This is a genomic window from Pseudomonas sp. MYb60 (genome assembly GCF_002979555.1).
GTDB lineage: Bacteria > Pseudomonadota > Gammaproteobacteria > Pseudomonadales > Pseudomonadaceae > Aquipseudomonas.
On sequence record NZ_PCOZ01000008.1, the window covers coordinates 240,848 to 259,480 of the forward strand.

The 18,633-nt window shown below is 61.9% G+C and carries 21 protein-coding genes; 5 read left to right on the forward strand and 16 right to left on the reverse strand.

All coding sequences use genetic code 11. The features are described 5' to 3' along the window. Positions 1 to 10: 10 nt before the first annotated feature. From CQ041_RS16155 to CQ041_RS16190, 8 genes are all read right to left on the reverse strand, one after another. Entirely contained in the window at positions 11 to 1,009 is a 999-nt protein-coding gene (locus CQ041_RS16155) for a septal ring lytic transglycosylase RlpA family protein (RefSeq protein WP_105523429.1), read from the reverse strand. Further along, complete coding sequence (gene mltB, locus CQ041_RS16160; RefSeq protein WP_105523430.1) at positions 1,009 to 2,019, reverse strand: lytic murein transglycosylase B; 1,011 nt, start codon at positions 2,017 to 2,019, stop codon at positions 1,009 to 1,011. Before mltB ends, CQ041_RS16155 begins: the two co-directional genes overlap by 1 nt. A gap of 17 nt (positions 2,020 to 2,036) precedes the next feature. Beyond that, positions 2,037 to 3,140 (reverse strand): rod shape-determining protein RodA, encoded by a 1,104-nt coding sequence (gene rodA, locus CQ041_RS16165; protein WP_163001978.1) that lies wholly within the window; start codon positions 3,138 to 3,140, stop codon positions 2,037 to 2,039. Between the two features lie 31 nt (positions 3,141 to 3,171). After that, a complete protein-coding gene (gene mrdA, locus CQ041_RS16170; protein WP_105523432.1) occupies positions 3,172 to 5,070 on the reverse strand; it encodes a penicillin-binding protein 2 in 1,899 nt (632 codons plus the stop codon). 15 nt (positions 5,071 to 5,085) lie between these two features. Then, positions 5,086 to 5,553 (reverse strand): 23S rRNA (pseudouridine(1915)-N(3))-methyltransferase RlmH, encoded by a 468-nt coding sequence (gene rlmH, locus CQ041_RS16175; RefSeq protein ID WP_003176297.1) that lies wholly within the window; start codon positions 5,551 to 5,553, stop codon positions 5,086 to 5,088. A 9-nt stretch (positions 5,554 to 5,562) separates the two neighbouring features. Beyond that, complete coding sequence (rsfS, locus tag CQ041_RS16180) at positions 5,563 to 6,057, reverse strand: ribosome silencing factor (RefSeq protein ID WP_010206793.1); 495 nt, start codon at positions 6,055 to 6,057, stop codon at positions 5,563 to 5,565. A 69-nt stretch (positions 6,058 to 6,126) separates the two neighbouring features. Next, entirely contained in the window at positions 6,127 to 6,771 is a 645-nt protein-coding gene (nadD, locus tag CQ041_RS16185; protein ID WP_105523433.1) for a nicotinate-nucleotide adenylyltransferase, read from the reverse strand. Next, positions 6,771 to 8,036 (reverse strand): glutamate-5-semialdehyde dehydrogenase, encoded by a 1,266-nt coding sequence (locus CQ041_RS16190; RefSeq protein WP_105523434.1) that lies wholly within the window; start codon positions 8,034 to 8,036, stop codon positions 6,771 to 6,773. Before CQ041_RS16190 ends, nadD begins: the two co-directional genes overlap by 1 nt. 174 nt (positions 8,037 to 8,210) lie before the next feature. Between CQ041_RS16190 and CQ041_RS16195 the strand changes: the two genes are divergently transcribed. Together CQ041_RS16195 and CQ041_RS16200 are read left to right on the forward strand one after the other, a co-directional pair. Next, the gene (locus tag CQ041_RS16195; protein ID WP_105523435.1) at positions 8,211 to 8,894 is read left to right on the forward strand and encodes a DNA-3-methyladenine glycosylase; all 684 of its coding nucleotides are present in this window, start codon (positions 8,211 to 8,213) and stop codon (positions 8,892 to 8,894) included. A gap of 104 nt (positions 8,895 to 8,998) precedes the next feature. Beyond that, complete coding sequence (locus CQ041_RS16200) at positions 8,999 to 10,315, forward strand: bifunctional DedA family/phosphatase PAP2 family protein (RefSeq protein ID WP_105523436.1); 1,317 nt, start codon at positions 8,999 to 9,001, stop codon at positions 10,313 to 10,315. Here the strand turns inward: CQ041_RS16200 and CQ041_RS16205 are convergent. The 4 genes from CQ041_RS16205 to CQ041_RS16220 form a co-directional block, all read right to left on the reverse strand. After that, the gene (locus CQ041_RS16205) at positions 10,309 to 10,524 is read right to left on the reverse strand and encodes a hypothetical protein (protein WP_105523509.1); all 216 of its coding nucleotides are present in this window, start codon (positions 10,522 to 10,524) and stop codon (positions 10,309 to 10,311) included. The genes CQ041_RS16200 and CQ041_RS16205 overlap by 7 nt on opposite strands. A 100-nt stretch (positions 10,525 to 10,624) precedes the next feature. Then, positions 10,625 to 11,215, reverse strand: coding sequence for an LON peptidase substrate-binding domain-containing protein (locus CQ041_RS16210; RefSeq protein WP_105523437.1), 591 nt, complete (start codon positions 11,213 to 11,215; stop codon positions 10,625 to 10,627). A 21-nt stretch (positions 11,216 to 11,236) separates the two neighbouring features. After that, the gene (locus tag CQ041_RS16215) at positions 11,237 to 11,953 is read right to left on the reverse strand and encodes an LrgB family protein (protein WP_105523438.1); all 717 of its coding nucleotides are present in this window, start codon (positions 11,951 to 11,953) and stop codon (positions 11,237 to 11,239) included. After that, positions 11,950 to 12,303, reverse strand: a complete 354-nt coding sequence (locus tag CQ041_RS16220) for a CidA/LrgA family protein (RefSeq protein ID WP_105523439.1) — start codon at positions 12,301 to 12,303, stop codon at positions 11,950 to 11,952. The genes CQ041_RS16215 and CQ041_RS16220 overlap by 4 nt, the downstream gene beginning before the upstream one ends. A gap of 158 nt (positions 12,304 to 12,461) precedes the next feature. On the opposite strand from CQ041_RS16220, the gene CQ041_RS16225 reads away from it, so the two are divergent. From CQ041_RS16225 to CQ041_RS16235, 3 genes are all read left to right on the forward strand, one after another. Further along, positions 12,462 to 12,917 carry a MaoC family dehydratase gene (locus CQ041_RS16225; protein ID WP_105523440.1) on the forward strand — a complete coding sequence of 152 codons (456 nt, stop codon included), beginning with the start codon at positions 12,462 to 12,464 and terminating at the stop codon, positions 12,915 to 12,917. A gap of 105 nt (positions 12,918 to 13,022) precedes the next feature. Further along, positions 13,023 to 14,741, forward strand: coding sequence for a C13 family peptidase (locus tag CQ041_RS16230; protein WP_105523441.1), 1,719 nt, complete (start codon positions 13,023 to 13,025; stop codon positions 14,739 to 14,741). Positions 14,742 to 14,770: 29 nt separating this feature from the next. Beyond that, positions 14,771 to 15,412, forward strand: coding sequence for an oxidoreductase (locus CQ041_RS16235; RefSeq protein WP_105523442.1), 642 nt, complete (start codon positions 14,771 to 14,773; stop codon positions 15,410 to 15,412). Between the two features lie 52 nt (positions 15,413 to 15,464). Here the strand turns inward: CQ041_RS16235 and CQ041_RS16240 are convergent, their stop codons facing one another. The 4 genes from CQ041_RS16240 to CQ041_RS16255 form a co-directional block, all read right to left on the reverse strand. After that, entirely contained in the window at positions 15,465 to 15,749 is a 285-nt protein-coding gene (locus CQ041_RS16240; protein WP_105523443.1) for a YceK/YidQ family lipoprotein, read from the reverse strand. Further along, positions 15,742 to 16,371 (reverse strand): flavin prenyltransferase UbiX, encoded by a 630-nt coding sequence (gene ubiX, locus CQ041_RS16245; protein WP_028618086.1) that lies wholly within the window; start codon positions 16,369 to 16,371, stop codon positions 15,742 to 15,744. Before ubiX ends, CQ041_RS16240 begins: the two co-directional genes overlap by 8 nt. Then, on the reverse strand, positions 16,368 to 17,717 hold the full coding sequence (gene mpl / locus CQ041_RS16250) for a UDP-N-acetylmuramate:L-alanyl-gamma-D-glutamyl-meso-diaminopimelate ligase (protein ID WP_105523444.1): 1,350 nt from the start codon (positions 17,715 to 17,717) through the stop codon (positions 16,368 to 16,370). Before mpl ends, ubiX begins: the two co-directional genes overlap by 4 nt. A 130-nt stretch (positions 17,718 to 17,847) precedes the next feature. After that, complete coding sequence (locus CQ041_RS16255) at positions 17,848 to 18,582, reverse strand: hypothetical protein (RefSeq protein WP_240995301.1); 735 nt, start codon at positions 18,580 to 18,582, stop codon at positions 17,848 to 17,850. Between the last annotated feature and the right edge of the window lie 51 nt (positions 18,583 to 18,633).

Here is an 18,633-nt window from a genome sequence, read left to right on the forward strand (position 1 = left end):
TCAATCCTTGTTATTCGGCGGTGACCACGCTGGGTTGCCCCAGGTTGGCCAGACGCACGCTGTTCTGCACTTGTGCGACTTCGCTTGGCGAACCGATCGGGCCCATACGCACGCGGTGCAGAGTCTGCTGGTTACGCACGATGGAACTGATGAAGACGGGCGCGTTGACCATGCTGCTGAGCTTGGACCTTAACAGTTCTGCCGCATCCGGGTTGGCGAAAGCGCCGACCTGCAGGTATTGCCCCCCGGCCAGCGAACTGCCCTGGGCGGCCTGAGGCACGGCCACGGTGTCCGGCGCGTGCTGCTGTGGCGGCGGGGTCCACTGCTCGACCTTGCCGGTCGATGCGGTGATTTGCGGTTGTGGTGTCTGCGGCTCGTTGAGCATCAGCGGCGCCGGTTTACCACGCTGGGCCCAGTACTGCGCCGGGTCGATGCCTTCGACTTTTACCCGTGCGGTGCCGGTTTCGGCGTAGCCGAGTTTCTTCGCGGCCGCGTAGGACAAGTCGATGATGCGATCGGAATAGAACGGCCCGCGGTCGTTGACCCGCAGGATCACCGTGCGATTGTTGTCCAGGTTGGTCACGCGCACATAGCTGGGCAGCGGCAGGGTCTTGTGGGCCGCGCTCATGCCGTACAGGTCATACACTTCGCCGTTGGCGGTGTTCTGGCCATGGAACTTGGTGCCGTACCAGGACGCCGTGCCCGACTGCACGTAGGTCTTGGATTCCTGCAGCGGGAAATAGCTCTTGCCCAGCACGGTATAGGGGTTGGCCTTGTACGGGCCGGTGTGCAGGGTCGGTGTGGCATCCGGGATCTTCGAGACGTCGACGTCCCACCACGGCGCGCCGTCTTTGTGCGCGCGGTTGATGTCCAGGCCCGGCTGGGAACGGACCACCGCGCCCCCGGTTTTTTGCGTCGGCGCGCGGCTGGTGGAGCAACTGGCGACCAGCAGGGACAACGCGACGAACGCCACCAGCTTGAGCGGTTGATTGAACGGCGATGCCCGCATTACTTAGTGCCCCGTGCTTGGACCAGCATGTCTGACAGCTGATGCACGGCCATGGCGTACATCACACTGCGGTTATAACGCGTGATTGCGTAGAAATTCTTCAGGCCCATCCAGTATTCCGGGCCGTTTTCGCCTTCAAGACGGAACGCCGTGACCGGCAAGTCGTCAGGCAGCGCATTCTGACTCGACCAACCCAGCGCCCGCAACTCCCCGACCGTCTTCACCGGCTCGATGCCCTGGGTCAGGCCTTCATCGGCACGCTCCCCGGTCACATCGGCGCGGATCACCACGTCTTCGCCCCCCACCCAGCCATGGCGTTTGAAGTAGCTGGCCACGCTGCCGATGGCATCGTCCGGGTTGCTCCAGATGTTGATATGGCCGTCGCCGTCAAAGTCCACCGCGTAGGCGCGAAAGCTGCTCGGCATGAACTGCGGCAAGCCCATCGCACCGGCATAGGAACCCTTGAGGGTCAGCGGGTCGACCTGCTCTTCGCGGGCCAGCAGCAGGAATTCACGCAGTTCCTTGCGGAAGAATTCGGCGCGCGGCGGGTAATCGAAGCCCAGGGTCGACAAGGCGTCGATCACCCGGTAATTACCGGTATTACGGCCGTAAAAGGTTTCAATGCCGATAATCGAGACAATCACCTGGGCCGGCACGCCGTATTCCTGCTCGGCGCGGGCCAACACGGCTTCATGCTGGCGCCAGAAGTCCACACCACGGGCGACGCGGGCGTCGGTGAGGAACATCGGTCGATATTCCTTCCACTGCTTCACCCGTTCGGCCGGGCGAGAGATGGCGTCGAGGATCGCCTGCTTCTTTTGCGCCTCGCGGAACACGCCCATCAGTTGTTCGCCTGCAAACCCGTAGTCGCGGGTCAACTCACCGACAAATTCGGCGACCTGGGGTGAACCATCGTAGTCACCGGCCTGCGCCTCCTGCGTCGCGCCCAGCAGGCCAATCAGGCCCATCCAGGACGCATGCCGAGTCGCCCAGCCGCGCATTACTTGCATTGACATCTTCACCTTATTCAAACCTGTGCGATCCATTTGCGATGCGTATGAATCGACATCAAAACCCCAAACGCTGACAGCAATGTCACCAGCGAAGTTCCGCCGTAGCTAATGAATGGCAACGGCACCCCCACCACCGGCAGCAGGCCACTGACCATACCGATGTTGACGAAAACATAAACAAAAAACGTCATGGTCAACGCGCCGGCCAGCAGTTTGCCGAACAGCGTCTGCGCCTGGGCGGTAATCACCAGGCCACGACCAATCAACAGCAGGTAGATCAGCAACAGCGCGCAAATGCCCACCAGGCCGAACTCTTCGCCCAATACCGCGATGATGAAGTCGGTGTGGCTTTCGGGCAGGAAGTCCAGGTGCGACTGAGTGCCCAGCAACCAACCTTTACCAAATACGCCGCCGGAGCCAATGGCCGCCTTCGACTGGATGATGTTCCAGCCGGTACCCAACGGGTCGCTTTCCGGATCGAGGAACGTGAGAATCCGCTGCTTCTGGTAATCGTGCATAAAGAAGAACCACATGGCGATGGCCACAGGCACGGCAGCCGCCAGCACGCTGAGGATCCAGCGCCAGCGCAGGCCACCCATGAACAGCACGAAGGCCCCGCCCGCCAGGATCAGCAACGATGTGCCGAGGTCAGGCTGGCGCACGATCAGGATAAACGGCACGCCGATCAGCATCAGGCTGATCCCCACGTGCTTGAGCTGTGGCGGCAAGGTGCGCTTGGACAGGTACCAGGCGATGGTGGCGGGCATGAGGATCTTCATGAATTCCGACGGTTGGAAGCGAATCACCCCCGGAATGTTGATCCAGCGTGTCGCGCCCATGGCGTTGTGGCCCATCACGTCCACCACCACCAGCAGCAACACGCCGGCCACATAACCGAGCGGCACCCAGCGCGCCATGAAACGCGGCTCGAGCTGGGCGATCACCACCATCGACAACAGGCCCAGGCCGAACGACGACGCCTGCTTGATCAGCAGGTCCCAGTTCTTGCCGCTGGCCGAATACAGCACGAACAGGCTGCCGGCGGCCAGGGTCAGCAGCAGGATCAGCAGCGGGCCGTCAATGTGCATGCGCTGCAACAACGTCGCGCGGCGACGCATCACATCCTCGCTGGAGAGGATGCGGTCAAAATTACTCTTCACTGGCCGTAACCTCGGTGCTTGAAGGGGGGCCGCCATATTCGGGCTTGAGCCTGCCGTCGTCGGCCAACAGCCAGGCGTCCATCACTTGGCGCACCACAGGGGCTGCGACGCCGGAGCCGGATTCGCCGTTCTCGACCATCACTGCCACGACGATCTTCGGGTCGTCCGCCGGCGCGAAGCCGACAAACAAGGCGTGGTCGCGGTGGCGTTCCTGGACCTTGGAACGGTCGTATTTCTCGCCCTGCTTGATCGCTACCACCTGAGCGGTACCGCTCTTGCCGGCAATCCGGTATTGCGCGCCGATTGCCGCCTTGCGCGCGGTACCGCGGGCGCCGTGCATTACCTGTTGCATGCCGTGATTGACCTTGGTCCAGTCCGACGCGTCACGCAGCACGATGTCCGGAATCGGGTTGTCATCCACGGGCTTTTCGCCTTCGATGGTCTTGGCCAGGTGCGGACGGTTCCAGATACCTTTGTTGGCCACCAGCGCCGTGGCCTGGGCCAGTTGCAGCGGCGTGGCCTGCATGTAGCCCTGGCCGATACCGAGGATCAGGGTCTCACCCGGGAACCACGCCTGACGGCGGGTCGCGCGCTTCCACTCCCGCGATGGCATCAGGCCAGGAGACTCTTCGAACATGTCCAGGGAGACCTTCTGACCCAGGCCGAACTTGCCCATGTAAGTGGACAAGCGGTCGATCCCCAGCTTATGGGCCAGGTCGTAGAAATAGGTGTCGTTGGAACGCATGATCGCAGTGTCCAAATCGACATAGCCGTCGCCGGTGCGGTTCCAGTTCCGGTATTTGTGATCGTAATTGGGCAGCATGTAGTAACCGGGGTCGTAGACCCGGCTCGAAGCCGTCACAACACCCGCATCCAGGCCAGCAATCGCCACGGCGGGCTTGATGGTCGAACCCGGCGGGTACAAACCGCGCAACACGCGGTTGAACAGCGGCCGGTCGATGGAATCGCGCAGCTCGGCATAGGCCTTGAAGCTGATGCCGGTGACGAACAGGTTCGGGTCGAAACTCGGCTGACTGACCATCGCCAGTACTTCGCCGGTTTTCGGGTCCAGCGCCACGACCGCGCCACGACGCCCGCCGAGGGCCATTTCCGCGGCTTCCTGCAACTTGATGTCCAGGCTCAGCACGATGTCCTTGCCGGGTACCGGGTCGGTGCGCTTGAGCACCCGCAGCACGCGGCCACGGGCGTTGGTCTCGACCTCTTCGTAACCCACCTGGCCGTGCAGCTCGGGCTCGTAGAAGCGCTCGATGCCGGTCTTGCCGATATGGTGGGTGCCGCTGTAATTGACGGGATCGAGGCTTTTCAGCTCTTTCTCGTTGATCCGTCCCATGTAGCCGACGGAGTGGGCAAAGTGCGGCCCTTGCGGGTAATGCCGCACCAACTGCGCCACCACTTCCACACCGGGCAAACGGAATTGGTTCACCGCGATCCGGGCGATCTGCTCTTCGTTCAGCTCGAACAGGATCGGCACCGGCTCGAATGGCCGGCGCCCCTGTTTCATGCGTTTCTCGAAGATCACCCGGTCTTCCGGCGTCAGTTGCAGCACATCGACGATCACATCGAGGACCTGCTGCCAGTCGCCGGAGCGTTCGCGGGTCATGCTCAGGCTGAAGCTAGGCCGGTTATCCGCCACCACCACGCCATTGCGGTCGAAGATCAAGCCACGGGTTGGCGGAATCGGCTGCACATGCACCCGGTTGTTTTCCGACAGTGTGGAGTGATAGTCGTACTGGATCACCTGCAGGAAATACAGGCGCGCAATCAACACCCCGATCAGGCCCACGACCAAAAACGCGCCGAACACGACCCGCGCGCGTACCAGACGTGCGTCTTTCTCGTGGTCCTTGATGCGGATCGGCTGGGTCATCGAAAGAGGCGCAGACTATTTGTGGTAAGGGTGCCCGGACAGGACTGTCCAGGCGCGATACAGCTGTTCACCGATCAGGATCCTTACCAACGGGTGCGGCAACGTCAGCGCCGACAGCGACCAACGCTGGTCGGCCCGCGCACAGACTTCCGGCGCCAGCCCTTCGGGGCCGCCGACCATGAAGTTGACCGTGCGCGAATCCAGGCGCCAGCGATCCAGTTCCACCGCCAGTTGCTCGGTGCTCCAGGGTTTGCCGTGCACTTCAAGCGTGACAATGCGCTCGTTGGGGCCGACCTTGGCCAGCATGGCTTCGCCTTCCTGACGGATAAAGCGCGCCACGTCGGCATTCTTGCCCCGGGTGTTGAGCGGTATCTCTACCAATTCCAGCGACAGCTCAGCGGGCAGACGCTTGGCATACTCGTGCCAGCCTTCTTCCACCCACTTGGGCATGCGTGAACCGACAGCAATCAGACGCAGGCGCACAGCCGTTCCTTATTCCTGGTCTTTGTTCAGCTTGTCGAAGTGCGCATGGCCCACTTCCGGGCTGTGGTGCTTGCCATCGGCGGCACGGCTCTGCTCGGCGCCTTTCCACAGACGTTCCAGGTCGTAGAACTGGCGAGCGTTGGAAGTCATCATGTGAACGATCACGTCGTCCATGTCCAGCAGGACCCAGTCACTGTCGCCCTTGCCTTCTTCACCCAATGGCTTCACGCCCTGGGCTTTGACGGCTTCGCGGACCTTGTCCAGCATCGCGCCGATCTGGCGGTTGGAGGTACCGGTGGCGATGATCATGTAGTCGGTGATGCTCTGCTTGTCGCGCACGTCCAGCACCTGGATGTCCTGGGCCTTGACGTCTTCCAGGGCCGCCACGGCGACTTTCACCAGCTCTTCGCCAGCCAGCTCAGGGCCGGTGTGGGCTTCAACCGGCAGCGGAGCGCTTTTGAAGGTGCCTTTGCGCTTAACTTTGCTTACGTCTTTGTTCGTCATATAAAACTCGTTTTGCTCGTATGTTCGGGCGCTCGCTGTACGACTGTGCGTACGCTCAAGCGCGCCTTTTCAGTTCGACGCACGGTAAAGCCCGTGCGCATCGATGTAGGCCAGGACCGCGTCAGGCACCAGGAAACGTACCGACTTACCGCTGGCCAGCAGTTGACGGATCTGGGTGGCGGACACCGCAAGCGGGGTCTGCCAGACGAATGCAATATTCCCGTTCGGCCCGGTCAGGGCCAAGGGGTCACTTACCGACCGCGCGGCCAGCAGGTTGCGCAAGGCATCCGGCGGTTCGCTGTCGGCATCCGGGCGTTGCAGAACCAGGATGTGGCAATGCTGGAGGAGTTCCTCCCAACGATGCCAAGAGGGCAGGCCGCAAAATGCGTCCCAGCCCAAAAGCAGAAACAGTTGGTCATCCGCGGCCAGTTCGGCGCGCATCAGTTCCAGGGTGTCAACAGTGTAGGACGGTTTATTGCGCTTGAGTTCGCGGTCGTCCACCACCAGTGGCGCAATGCCCTCTACGGCCAGGCGCACCATTTCCAGACGTTGCTGCGGTGACACCTGCGGCGTATCGCGATGCGGCGGCCTGGCGTTGGGCATCACGCGCAACTCGTCCAACGCGAGAGCATCCGCGACTTCCAGGGCGCTGCGCAAATGGCCGATGTGCACGGGGTCGAAAGTACCGCCGAGCAGCCCGATGCGTTTACCCATCAAGTGCGCACATGACCGTCGCCGAACACCACGTACTTCTCGCTGGTCAGCCCTTCCAGGCCAACCGGGCCGCGTGCGTGGAGCTTATCGGTGGAAATGCCGATCTCCGCGCCCAGGCCATACTCGAAGCCGTCGGCAAAACGCGTCGAGGCGTTGATCATCACCGAAGCGGAATCCACTTCGTTGAGGAAACGCCGCGCATCGCTGAAATGCTCGGAAACAATGGCGTCGGTATGCTTGGAACCGTAGGTGTTGATATGTTCGATGGCGGCGTCGAGGTCGTCAACGATCTTGATCGACAGGATCGGCGCCGTGTACTCGGTGTACCAGTCCTGCTCGGTCGCTTCGATCACGTCCGCGCCCAACAGTGCGCGAGTACGCTCGCAACCCCGCAATTCCACACCTTTGTCCCGGTAGATGGCAGCCAGCGGCGGCAGCACGCGTTCGGCAATGCCGACGTGCACCAGCAGGGTTTCCATGGTGTTGCACGGGGCGTAGCGGTGGGTCTTGGCGTTGTCGGCGATGCGGATGGCCTTATCGATGTCGGCGGCAACGTCGATAAACACGTGGCACACGCCGTCCAGGTGCTTGATCACTGGCACCTTGGCATCACGGCTGACGCGTTCGATCAGGCTCTTGCCACCGCGCGGCACGATCACATCGACGAATTCCGGCATCGTGATCAGCGCGCCCACGGCCGCACGGTCGGTGGTTTCCACCACTTGCACCACTTCAGCGGGCAACTCGGCTACCGCGAGGCCCTGCTGGATGCAGGCGGCGATGGCGCGATTGGAATTGATCGCTTCGGAGCCGCCACGCAGGATGGTGGCATTGCCAGACTTGAGGCACAGGCTCGCGGCGTCGATGGTCACATTCGGACGCGACTCATAGATGATGCCGATCACGCCCAGGGGCACGCGCATCTTGCCCACCTGGATGCCGGACGGCAGGTAGCGCATGTCGCGGATTTCACCGATGGGGTCAGGCAGCTTGGCCACCTGACGCAGGCCTTCGATCATGTCGTCGATACGGGCCGGGGTCAGCGCCAGGCGGTCCAGCAGTGCCGGCTCCAGGCCATTGGCGCGGCCATTGGCCAGGTCTTGCTCGTTGGCGGCGGTGAGCTCGGAGCGCGAAGCATCCAGAGCGTCGGCGGCCGCCAGCAGGGCGCGATTCTTCTGCGCAGTGCTCGCACGGGCGATCAACCGCGAGGCCTGACGGGCAGCGCGACCCAGGCGGGTCATGTAGTCAAGAACGGACTCAGTCATGGTCAGGGAATCTTGGCAGGGAGGAAAGCGGCAGATTATAGCTGCGACGCCGCTCGACTGACAGCGGTGAGGGGCGGATGGTCGAAATGAACTGCAAAAACCCGGGGTTCAGCGGTAATTAAGGTGGGAGTTGTTATTATTCGAACACTTTTAGCCGTATTAACCCCGACCGCCATGCCCAGCTCACCATCCCAACTCCCCGCAAGCGCCCTGCCCGACAGCTTCTTCGACCGGGACGCGCAACTTCTTGCGCAGGCATTGCTCGGAAAAGTCATACGCCATCGCGTCGGTGAATTCTGGCTTTCGGCGCGAATTATCGAAACCGAAGCCTATTACGTGGCCGAAAAAGGCAGCCACGCGTCACTGGGCTACACAGAAAAGCGTAAGGCTTTGTTTCTGGATGGTGGTCACATCTACATGTACTACGCCCGGGGCGGTGATTCGCTGAACTTCAGCGCACAAGGACCGGGCAATGCCGTGCTGATCAAATCGGCGTATCCGTGGGTCGATGAATTCTCCGGCCCGGCGAGCCTGGCGCAGATGCTGCTGAACAACCCGAATCCTGACGGCAGCCCACGCGCCGCGCAAAAACTCTGCGCCGGCCAGACATTGCTGTGCAAAGCCCTGGGGTTGAAGGTGCCGATGTGGGACGCCAAGCGCTTCGATCAGGAATTGCTCTACGTTGAGGATGTTGGACAGGTACCGACCCAGATTATCCAGGCCACCCGCCTGGGCATTCCCAGCGGGCGCGATGAACACCTGATGTACCGCTTCGTCGATGCTGGCTACGCGCCTTATTGCACACGGAACCCGCTGCGCCGCGGCCAGGTCGAAGGCCGGGATTATTTTTTGATTTGAATTGAAGCGGCTGCAGTTGCTGGAAATCGACATCCGCAACGCAGCCGATCCCACCCTTGATCATCGCCCTATCAGATTTTGTATTGCATACATGGAGACGTTTTATGGGCCAATGGCTCGATAGCATCACCGGCTGGCTGACCCTGAACCCGCAATGGCTGGCGGTAGCGGTATTTATCGTCGCCTGCGTGGAGTGCCTGGCCATTGCCGGGCTGATCGTGCCCGGCACGGTATTGCTGTTTGCCATTGCCGCGCTGGCCGGCAGTGGCGCGCTGCCCCTGAGTGAAACCCTGTTGCTGGGCTTTCTCGGCGGGCTGCTGGGTGACGGGGTTTCCTACTTCCTTGGCCGACATTTCCACCAGAACATCCGGCGCCTGCCTGGCCTGCGTCATCACCCCGAGTGGATGAACGGCGCCGAAACCTATTTCCACAAGTACGGCATTGCCAGCCTGTTGGTAGGACGTTTCATTGGCCCACTGCGGCCAATGCTGCCGATGGTCGCTGGCATGTGCGACATGCCTTTCCCGCGTTTTGCCGTGGTGAGCATTGTTGCGGCGGCCGGTTGGTCGGTGGCGTACCTGTTGCCGGGCTGGGCCACCGGTGCTGCGTTCCGCCTGCCTCTGCCGGAAGGGTTCTGGCCCGAGGCAGCCGTGGTTGCGGGATGCCTGGCCGTCGTGATCGGGCTGAGCCTGAACAGCAGCCTGCGCGGCCATCGCCGTACCACGGTGTGGATCGGTTGCGCCAGCCTGACGCTGTTGATTGCGTTGTTCATTGGCTACCACTCGCTGGACAACTTTGACCAGGGCCTCAGCGCCCTCGTGCAGGAACACCGCAGTGGATGGCTGGACGAAGTGATGGTGCGCATCACCCAGCTGGGTGAGTTCAAGAAGATGTTCTTCGCCAGCGCCGTATTCACCGGTTTGCTGCTACTGGCGCGGCAATGGCGTCATGCGGTGTTTGTTGGTGTGACACTGGCCGGGGCCGCTGTCATCAATACCGGGACCAAGCTGTTCTTCGCCCGTGGCAGGCCAGAAATCCTTACAGACCCGCTGACCAGCTTCAGCATGCCCAGCGGCCACGCGTCCGGCGCGTTCGCGTTTTTCCTGGCCTTGGCTATCCTGGCCGGTCGCGGACAACCTGTGCGTTTACGCCTGACCTGGATGCTGCTGGGCTGTATTCCCGCCGCCTTCATCGCATTGTCGAGGGTGTACCTGGGCGCTCATTGGCCCACCGACATCCTGGCCGGTACCCTGCTGGCGATGACGGTGTGTGCGTTCAGCCTGGTCGTCTGTGAATATCGACGCCCGCTGCCAGCCATGTCGCAAAAAACCTGGTGGCTGCTGCTGCCCGCCCTGGTCGCAGTGCTGAGTTTCATCGCGCTCACCGGCACGCCTCACGCACTGCTGCGGTACGCCTACTGACCCACGGCCGGGCCGACCCAGTCAACGGGTGCGGCTCGGCGCTCAACACACCGCTCACGCCGCTCCAGTAACATCTCATCCGCGATCTGCGCCGCGCGCTCGGCGATATATTCCGGGCCGCGTTTTACTTCCTGCTGGATCAACTGCACGGTAACGCTGACAAAAAACCCGTCCCAGACCACCTGCTCCGATTGCGTCAGCCGAATCATCTTCATCCCCTAACCCTGATTGTGTGGCCGGGAACTATTGCAGGCAGTGCAGGCAAAACAACGAAGCAACGTCTGACAACTACGCCAGAAAGATCCGAAATCAGGTGAACAGCTCACCCTGCAACTCATCGAGCAACATCTGGATCGCATCCAGGCGTTGCTGCGGGTCGTCCAGCTGCAGCAAGTCGATCTTGTCGGCCTCCGTGAAGGGCAGCAGATACGCCAGTTGATTGCCCAAGGCCTGCTGCCCCTCGGCGCGGGCGTCCATATCCAGTGACGCGACCATGGGGTGCTCGGCCAGCGCCTGGAGCAGCGCCAACAGGTCAGCGTCCTCTTCTTCCAGCGGCTGATCCGCCTGCTCTTCGAGCCATTGCACCTCAGCCACCAGCAGTTGGTCTTTCTGCACGCCGGCATCACGCACACGGAACCTGCGCCCGCCTTCGACGCGAATCCCCAGCAGGCCGTTGTCCTGCTGCTTGAAGTCGCGGATCAACGCTTCACAGCCGATCAACGCGTAGCCGTCCGGCGCCTGGCCAACTTCCTGGCCGTCGAGGATGCACACCACGCCAAAGCTTTCGCCCTTTTTCATGCAGCGGCTGATCATGTCCAGGTAGCGCGCCTCGAACAGTTGCAAATCGAGGGTACAGCCCGGGAACAGCACGGTATTGAGGGGGAACAGCGCCAGACTCATAAACGTTTCCTTAACCCCGATTTAAACGATCACCGACACGGCCAGCGGCAAGAACACCGCCGTGGCCACGCCCATCAGACTCATGGCCAGCGCCGCAAAGGCGCCGCACTCCTCGCTTTCCTGCAACGCCACCGAGGTGCCGACGGCGTGAGCGGTCATGCCCAGCGCCATGCCGCGTGCCTCGGGGCTGTGCACGCCCAGACGCGACAGCAGTGCCGGCCCCACCATCGCGCCCACCACCCCGGTAATCAGTACGAACACCGCCGCCAGCGCCGCCACGCCGCCGATCTGCTCGGCCACCAGCATGGCGATCGGCGAGGTCACCGACTTGGGCGCCATGGTCATCAGCATCATGTGCTCGGCACCGAACCACCCGCCCAGCAACACACACAGGCCAGTGGCCAACACGCCGCCTATCACCAGCGTAGTAAAAATCGGCCAGAACAATTGGCGAATGCGCCGCAGGTTCAGATAAAGCGGCACCGCCAGCGCGACGGTGGCCGGCCCCAGCAGGATGCCCATGATCTCGGTGCTCTTGCGGTACTCGGTGTAACTCAGCCCGCAGGTGAGCAACACACCGATCACCAGCAGCATCGAGACAAGTACCGGTTGCAGGAAGATCCAGCGGGTTTTCTCAAACGCGGCCAACACCAGTTGATAGGCGCCGAGGGTGATGCCGATGCCGAACAATGGGTGATGAATCACCGCGGTCCACGCGCCATGCCCGTCAACGATCATTGATCCTTCTCCTTGCGCTTGACCATCTGCTGCATCAGCACGCCGACGAACGCCATGGCAATCAACAGCGACAGCACCAGTGCGCCGACAATCGCCCAGAAATCAGCGGCAATGTCCTTGGCGTACACCATCACGCCCACCGCAGGTGGCACCAACAGCAATGGCAAGTAACGCAAAAGGCTACTGGCCGCCAAACTCAAGGGCTCGCCGACTTCGCCACGCCACACCAGGTAACCGAGCATCAGCAGCAAGCCAATAATCGGCCCCGGCAGTACCGGCAGCAGCAAGTGATTGAGTGCCGTGCCGATCAATTGGAACAGCACCAGCCATGTCAGCCCACGTAACAACATCCGTCCTATCCCCCTTTCAACATGCCCGCATTATAAGCACGCCCGCTCTATGCACCGGCATTCGCCAAAAGCATGGTGGCTTGACCGACCTCATTGCTCATGATGATCTACATTGGATCTCGCACATTATAAAAATCGATGAACCCAGGAGAGACGCAATGCCCTATGTACCTGTAGCGCAGCTCAAAGATTATGTCGGCAAGGAACTGGGACGTTCCGAATGGCTCACCATCGACCAGGCGCGCATCAACCTGTTCGCGGAAGCCACCGGCGATCATCAGTTCATCCACATCGACCCGGTCAAGGCCGCGCAGACCCCGTTCGGCACCACCATCGCCCATGGTTTCCTGTCGCTGTCGCTGATGCCCAAGCTGATGGAAGACATCCTGATCGTGCCCGAAGGGCTGAAGATGGCGGTCAACTATGGCCTGGACAGCGTGCGTTTCATCCAGCCGGTAAAGGTCAACTCCAAGGTGCGCCTGAACGTGACGCTGACAGACGTCACCGAGAAAAAGCCCGGCCAGTGGCTGCTCAAAGCCACCGCCACCCTGGAAATCGAAGGCCAGGAAAAGCCCGCTTACATTGCCGAGTCCCTGTCACTCTACTTCGTCTAAGCCCGGCCCTGTGGTGAGGCACTGAAACTCACCACAGGGTATGTAAATTTATGTATGAATCTTGCGGCTGCGGCATACTCGGCGCTCAATTACCCGGATCCCGCTATGCGCCCACTCGCTCCCCTTGCCCTTGCCCTGTTGCTCACCGCTTGCGGAGACGGCGAATCGCTGTTGCCGCCCGATGCGCGCCTGCCCGATGGCGGTCGTTACCGGGGCGATGTGGTCAATGGCTTGCTGCAAGGCCAGGGCCGCGTCGACTACCCCAATGGCAGTTGGTACGCCGGCCATTTCGATAATGGCCAATGGCACGGCCAGGGCGAATGGCATGGCAGCAATGGCGAAGTCTATAAAGGTGAATTCCAGCTAGGCCTGTTCGACGGCCAGGGCAGCCTGACGACGCCGGGCAGCAGCTATGTCGGCGGTTTCAAGCGTGGCCGACGCAACGGCGAAGGCACCCTCAAAGAGGGGCAGATGACCTACCGCGGCGAGTTCAAGGATGACCAGTACTCTGGCCTTGGCCGCCTCGAACTGGCCGACGGCAGCCAATACCAGGGCCAGTTCGCCCACGGCAAGCCCAATGGCGAAGGGCAGCGCAACGACGACAGTGGCAACCAGTTCAGCGGCCGTTTCGTCGATGGGCAACTGGAAGGCAACGGCACCTTCAACAGCGCCGATGGCGACATCTATGTCGGCCAGTTCAAGCAGAACCAGCTCAACGGCAAGGGCCGCTACGAAAACGCTGACGGCGACGTATGGATCGGCCAGTTCAAGGAAGGCGCGCTGAGCGGCAAGGGCGAGTTGATCGGCGTGGATGGCAGCCATTATGTCGGCCAGTTCAGCGATTGGCGCTTCAGCGGCCAGGGCCGCTTGAACCTCACCGATGGCAGCTTCTATATCGGCGGCTTCGACAGTGACAACTATCAAGGCAAGGGCACCTTGGTGCTCACCGACGGCACCGTGCAGGCCGGCACCTGGGTCAATGGCATGCGCGTGCGTGACGCCGACGGCAAGCTGCTGCCCGACCCGCTGGAAATCGGCGTGCTGGCCCAAGGCCGCTTGCTCGATGCCGCACTCGCTGCGGTCCCCGCCTCCACCCCCGCCGTCGAGCTGTACACCCTGGCACTGGCTGGCGATGGTAAACAGAGCGTGTTCCTGCGTGAGGCCGATTACGTCAGCAACCTGCTCGCCACGCGCTTCGGCGCCCGCGGGCAGATTCGCCTGGTCAATCACCGCGACCACATCGCCGACCGCCCGCTGGCCACCCGTGAAAGCCTGCGCCGCGCCGTGCAGACCCTGGCCGAGCGCACCGGCCCGGAAGACCTGGTGTTCATCTACCTGACCAGCCATGGCACCCACGAACACGAACTGGTGCTCGACCAGCCGCGCATGGAGCTGGCCGACCTGCCCGCCGACGAATTGGCCGCTGTGCTCACGCCGCTCAAAAGCCGCGACAAGATCATCGTAATTTCCGCCTGCTACTCCGGGGGTTTCATCCCCGCGCTCAAAGACGAACGTACTCTGATCATGACCGCCTCACGCGCCGACCGTGTGTCGTTCGGTTGCTCGGAAGAAGCGGACTTCACTTACTTCGGCGACGCCCTCTTCGCCCAAGCCTTCAACCAGACCGACGATTTGCAGCAGGCCTTCAAGCTCGCGCAACTGCACGTGAGCGAACGTGAACAGGCGGACAATTTCGAAGCATCCGAGCCGCAGATCTGGGCCCCGAAGGGCGTGATCGCCCATTGGCAATTATTACGCAAACAGCAGGCACGAAAGGCGCTCGAAAGCGTCTCAATGAATAGCAAGGAAGCCAAAGGCAACTAAGCTGTAATGTGTAACAGGGGGGAAACACCATGTACCTGACGCCTTCGCATATCCTGCTCGCCGGAGCCTCCGGCCTCACAGGCGAACATCTGCTTGATCGCCTGCTCAATGAACCCACCGTCACCCGCGTGCTCGCACCGAGCCGCAAACCACTGGCCGAACACCCACACCTGGAAAACCCGGTGGGTGACCCTGCGGTGTTCCTGCCGCAATTGAGTGGCCGGGTAGACCTGGCCTTCTGCTGCCTGGGCACCACCATCAAACAGGCCGGCTCGGAAGCGGCGTTTCGCGCCGTGGACCTCGACATGGTGGTGGCCTTCGCCAAGCGCGCACGGGAGATGGGCGCGCGCCACCTGATCGTGATCAGTGCGATTGGTGCCGATCCGAAATCCTCGATTTTCTACAACCGCGTCAAAGGCGAAATGGAGCAGGCATTAAAGGCCCAGGGCTGGCCGCAACTGACCATCGCGCGTCCGTCGTTGCTGCTGGGTGAGCGTTTGGAACCGCGACTGGCCGAGCAACTGGCCGGACCGCTGTCGCGACTGATTCCGGGCAAATACCACGGCATCGAAGTATGCGAACTGGCCCGAGCCATGTGGCGCCTGGCGCTGGAAGAACAGGATGGGGTGCGGGTGGTGGAGTCTGATGAACTGCGCAAGCTAGGCAAATAATGTTGCGGTGACTGGGCTGGCCTCATCGCGGGCCAGCCCAGGCAACACACTGCTATAGGCCGCCTGTGGCGTTGAAGCCCACGCCAAGTACCGTCAACACCGACAACGGCAACAACAAGGTATCGAGCAGCGCACTGGCCGGCAGGTCTACATGGGGATAAGCCGGCGCCTCGGCACCAAAACGATCCTTGGCGCAGCAACCGCCATTTATCGCATACAAATCCAGCCGCGTACCGGCATACACCACGGGCGCGCCGGGTTGCGCGGCATCCAGCGTGCGTGCGGTCGCGCAGCCGGTGAGCTGCAGCGCCAGCAGGACCATCAAGAGCTTATTCATCGCTGCTCAAATGATGCTCGCCCCAACGCGGCAACATGTCCTGGGGAATGTTCAGCAAGTTGAGAATGCGCGCCACCACGAAGTCCACCAAGTCATCGATGGTCTGGGGCTGGTGATAGAACCCCGGCGACGCGGGCAGAATGGTCACGCCCATGTTCGACAGCTTGAGCATGTGCTCCAGGTGAATGCTCGAGTACGGCGCTTCACGCGGTACCAGGATCAACTGGCGACGCTCCTTCAACGTCACGTCCGCGGCGCGTTCGATCAGGTTGTTGCAGGCCCCGGTGGCAATCGCCGACAAGGTGCCGGTGGAACACGGCACCACCACCATCGCCGCCGGCGCACCGGAGCCCGAGGCTACCGGTGACATCCAGTCTTCCTTGCCATAAACCTTGATCTGCCCCGCCGCCGCACCGGTGTATTCGGTCAGGAACGCCTGCATCGTCTGCACTTTGGGCGGCAGCGCGACGTCGGTCTCGGTGGCCATCACCAGTTGCGCAGCCTTGGAGATGAGGAAGTGCACCTCACGGTCCTCACGCACCAGGCAGTCCAGCAGGCGCAGGCCATAAGGCGCACCCGAAGCACCGGTCATCGCCAGGGTGACACGCTCCGGGCCGCTCATTTCAAAGCCTCGGCCAGTTTGCCGTGCAGGCCGCCGAAGCCGCCGTTGCTCATCACCACCACGTGGGTGCCGGGTTTGGCCTGGCGTTTGACGTGTTCGATGATGCCTTCGATGGAATCACACACCGTCGACGGCACCGTGCACAGGGCAGCAATGCCGGGCAAATCCCAGCCGAGGTTGGCGGGCGCATACCAGACGGCTTCGTCGGCATCGTTGACGCTCTCCGGCAAGCCGTCACGGTGGGCGCCCAGTTTCATTGAGTTGGAGCGCGGTTCGATGATCGCAATGATCGGAGCATCACCCACCTGCTTGCGCAGGCCATCCAGCGTGGTGGCAATCGCCGTCGGGTGGTGGGCAAAGTCGTCGTAAATGGTAATCCCATTCACATCGGCGAATTTTTCCATGCGCCGCTTCACGCTCTTGAACGCGCTCAGTGCGGCAATGCCCATGGCCGGCACCACGCCTACATGCCGAGCGGCGGCCAGGGTAACCAGGGCATTGGCGACGTTATGCTGGCCCGTCATACCCCAATCGACCACGCCCTGGGCTTCGCCCTCGAACAGGACTTCGAACCGGGAACCGTCTTCGCTGAGCAGCTTGACCTGCCACTGCCCGCCCGCACCGGTGGTCTGCACCGGGGTCCAGCAGCCCATCTCGATGACACGCTGCAGCGCGGGCTCGGTGGTCGGGTGGATCACCAGGCCTTCGCTCGGAATGGTGCGCACCAAGTGATGAAATTGCCGCTCGATGGCCGGCAGGTCCGGGAAAATGTCGGCGTGATCGAATTCCAGGTTGTTCAAAATCGCGGTGCGTGGGCGGTAGTGAACGAACTTCGAGCGCTTGTCGAAAAAGGCGCTGTCGTACTCATCGGCCTCGATCACGAAGAACGGTGTATCGCCCAGGCGCGCCGACACCGAGAAATTCTGCGGTACGCCGCCGATCAGGAACCCCGGGCTCATCCCCGCGTGTTCCAGCACCCAGGCCAGCATGCTGCTGGTGGTGGTCTTGCCGTGAGTACCGGCCACGGCCAATACCCAGCGACCTTGCAGCACATGGTCGGCGAGCCATTGCGGGCCGGACACATACGGCAAACCTTTATTGAGTACGTACTCCACCGCGGGGTTGCCACGGGACATGGCGTTGCCGATCACCACCAGGTCCGGGACCGGGTCGAATTGCGCCGGGTCATAACCTTGGGTCAGCTCAATGCCTTGGGCCTCGAGTTGCGTACTCATGGGCGGATAGACGTTGGCGTCGGAGCCGGTCACATGGTGGCCGAGTTCCTTGGCCAGTACCGCCATCGAACCCATGAAAGTGCCGCAAATACCGAGAATATGAATGTGCATAGTCGACCTCGTAAAACATCGAGGCAGGTTAGCGCAGGGAGGGGGAAATCGCACTCTTTATGCGGCAAGAGGATGCCGTGGAACTGCCGGGCGGCAGGTTATCCAACGCCTCGCCCGGCAGAGTTGGTGACTACAGGCTCACGCCCTGCTCAGCGGACCGCTCACTTAGCTCAAGAGCCTTGAGGTTCAGCAGTTTCCGGGACGTTTCATTCATGCGCGTGTACTTTTGCTCCATCACCGCCAGGCGACCGGCCGTGTCTCTCGGAACCGGCCCCTTGGCGTGAAAAGGCCGGAAAATCAGGCCATTCTGGCGCGAGGCTTTCTTCAACTGCTGCTCGGTGGTGTTCAACAGTTTTTCCAGATTGACCAGGCGGCCCGCCTCGTCCGCCGGCCAGCTTGCGTCCTTGGTGAAAGCCGTGCGGGTGTCGCCGAACAGAAACATGACCGACGTGGCAAAGCCCAGCAGCCGGGTCTCCATATCGTCCAACTGCGCATTGCCGGGGGTGTCGGCGCTTGGCGTAGAGGCTGGTCCGGCACCTTTCGCCTGGCGCGTTGCACCAGGCAGAAACGGGGGCGGCAACACCCCCGGCGCGTACTGGGCCTTGATCGCTTCCCCGGTCGCCGCCGACCCGGCGTAGGCCGCAACGTTGATCGGCGCGCTGATCAGCCCCGTGATACCCGCGCTGATGAACGCGTCACGCGCCACGCGGCTGGCGTTGGGGCCCGTACTGATCACCCCGGCCTTCACCAGGCTTTCAGCGTCGATCAAACGCTTGGTGGCATCGGCGACTGTGATGGTCGAATGCTTGCGCAGGTTGGCCAACAGCACCTCATCGTTGGCCTGGATCTTTTTCGCCTGGATCACCGTTTGCCCCAGGCTTTTGAATTTGTCGGTCGGCGAACCGGGTGGCGAATG

Bases quoted from the DNA above. Each gene is read 5' to 3' on its own strand.
- rodA (WP_163001978.1), bottom strand. From the start codon at position 3,140: ATGCGTCGCCGCGCGACGTTGTTGCAGCGCATGCACATTGACGGCCCG.
- CQ041_RS16215 (WP_105523438.1), bottom strand. From the start codon at position 11,953: ATGATCGTTGACGGGCATGGCGCGTGGACCGCGGTGATTCATCACCCA.
- CQ041_RS16230 (WP_105523441.1), top strand. From the start codon at position 13,023: ATGCGCCCACTCGCTCCCCTTGCCCTTGCCCTGTTGCTCACCGCTTGC.
- CQ041_RS16195 (WP_105523435.1), top strand. From the start codon at position 8,211: ATGCCCAGCTCACCATCCCAACTCCCCGCAAGCGCCCTGCCCGACAGC.
- CQ041_RS16200 (WP_105523436.1), top strand. From the start codon at position 8,999: ATGGGCCAATGGCTCGATAGCATCACCGGCTGGCTGACCCTGAACCCG.
- mrdA (WP_105523432.1), bottom strand. From the start codon at position 5,070: ATGACCCAGCCGATCCGCATCAAGGACCACGAGAAAGACGCACGTCTG.
- rsfS (WP_010206793.1), bottom strand. From the start codon at position 6,057: ATGACGAACAAAGACGTAAGCAAAGTTAAGCGCAAAGGCACCTTCAAA.
- CQ041_RS16220 (WP_105523439.1), bottom strand. From the start codon at position 12,303: ATGTTGTTACGTGGGCTGACATGGCTGGTGCTGTTCCAATTGATCGGC.
- CQ041_RS16225 (WP_105523440.1), top strand. From the start codon at position 12,462: ATGCCCTATGTACCTGTAGCGCAGCTCAAAGATTATGTCGGCAAGGAA.
- CQ041_RS16235 (WP_105523442.1), top strand. From the start codon at position 14,771: ATGTACCTGACGCCTTCGCATATCCTGCTCGCCGGAGCCTCCGGCCTC.
- CQ041_RS16210 (WP_105523437.1), bottom strand. From the start codon at position 11,215: ATGAGTCTGGCGCTGTTCCCCCTCAATACCGTGCTGTTCCCGGGCTGT.
- nadD (WP_105523433.1), bottom strand. From the start codon at position 6,771: ATGGGTAAACGCATCGGGCTGCTCGGCGGTACTTTCGACCCCGTGCAC.
- CQ041_RS16240 (WP_105523443.1), bottom strand. From the start codon at position 15,749: ATGAATAAGCTCTTGATGGTCCTGCTGGCGCTGCAGCTCACCGGCTGC.
- CQ041_RS16205 (WP_105523509.1), bottom strand. From the start codon at position 10,524: ATGATTCGGCTGACGCAATCGGAGCAGGTGGTCTGGGACGGGTTTTTT.
- mltB (WP_105523430.1), bottom strand. From the start codon at position 2,019: ATGCAAGTAATGCGCGGCTGGGCGACTCGGCATGCGTCCTGGATGGGC.
- ubiX (WP_028618086.1), bottom strand. From the start codon at position 16,371: ATGAGCGGCCCGGAGCGTGTCACCCTGGCGATGACCGGTGCTTCGGGT.
- mpl (WP_105523444.1), bottom strand. From the start codon at position 17,717: ATGCACATTCATATTCTCGGTATTTGCGGCACTTTCATGGGTTCGATG.
- CQ041_RS16155 (WP_105523429.1), bottom strand. From the start codon at position 1,009: ATGCGGGCATCGCCGTTCAATCAACCGCTCAAGCTGGTGGCGTTCGTC.
- CQ041_RS16190 (WP_105523434.1), bottom strand. From the start codon at position 8,036: ATGACTGAGTCCGTTCTTGACTACATGACCCGCCTGGGTCGCGCTGCC.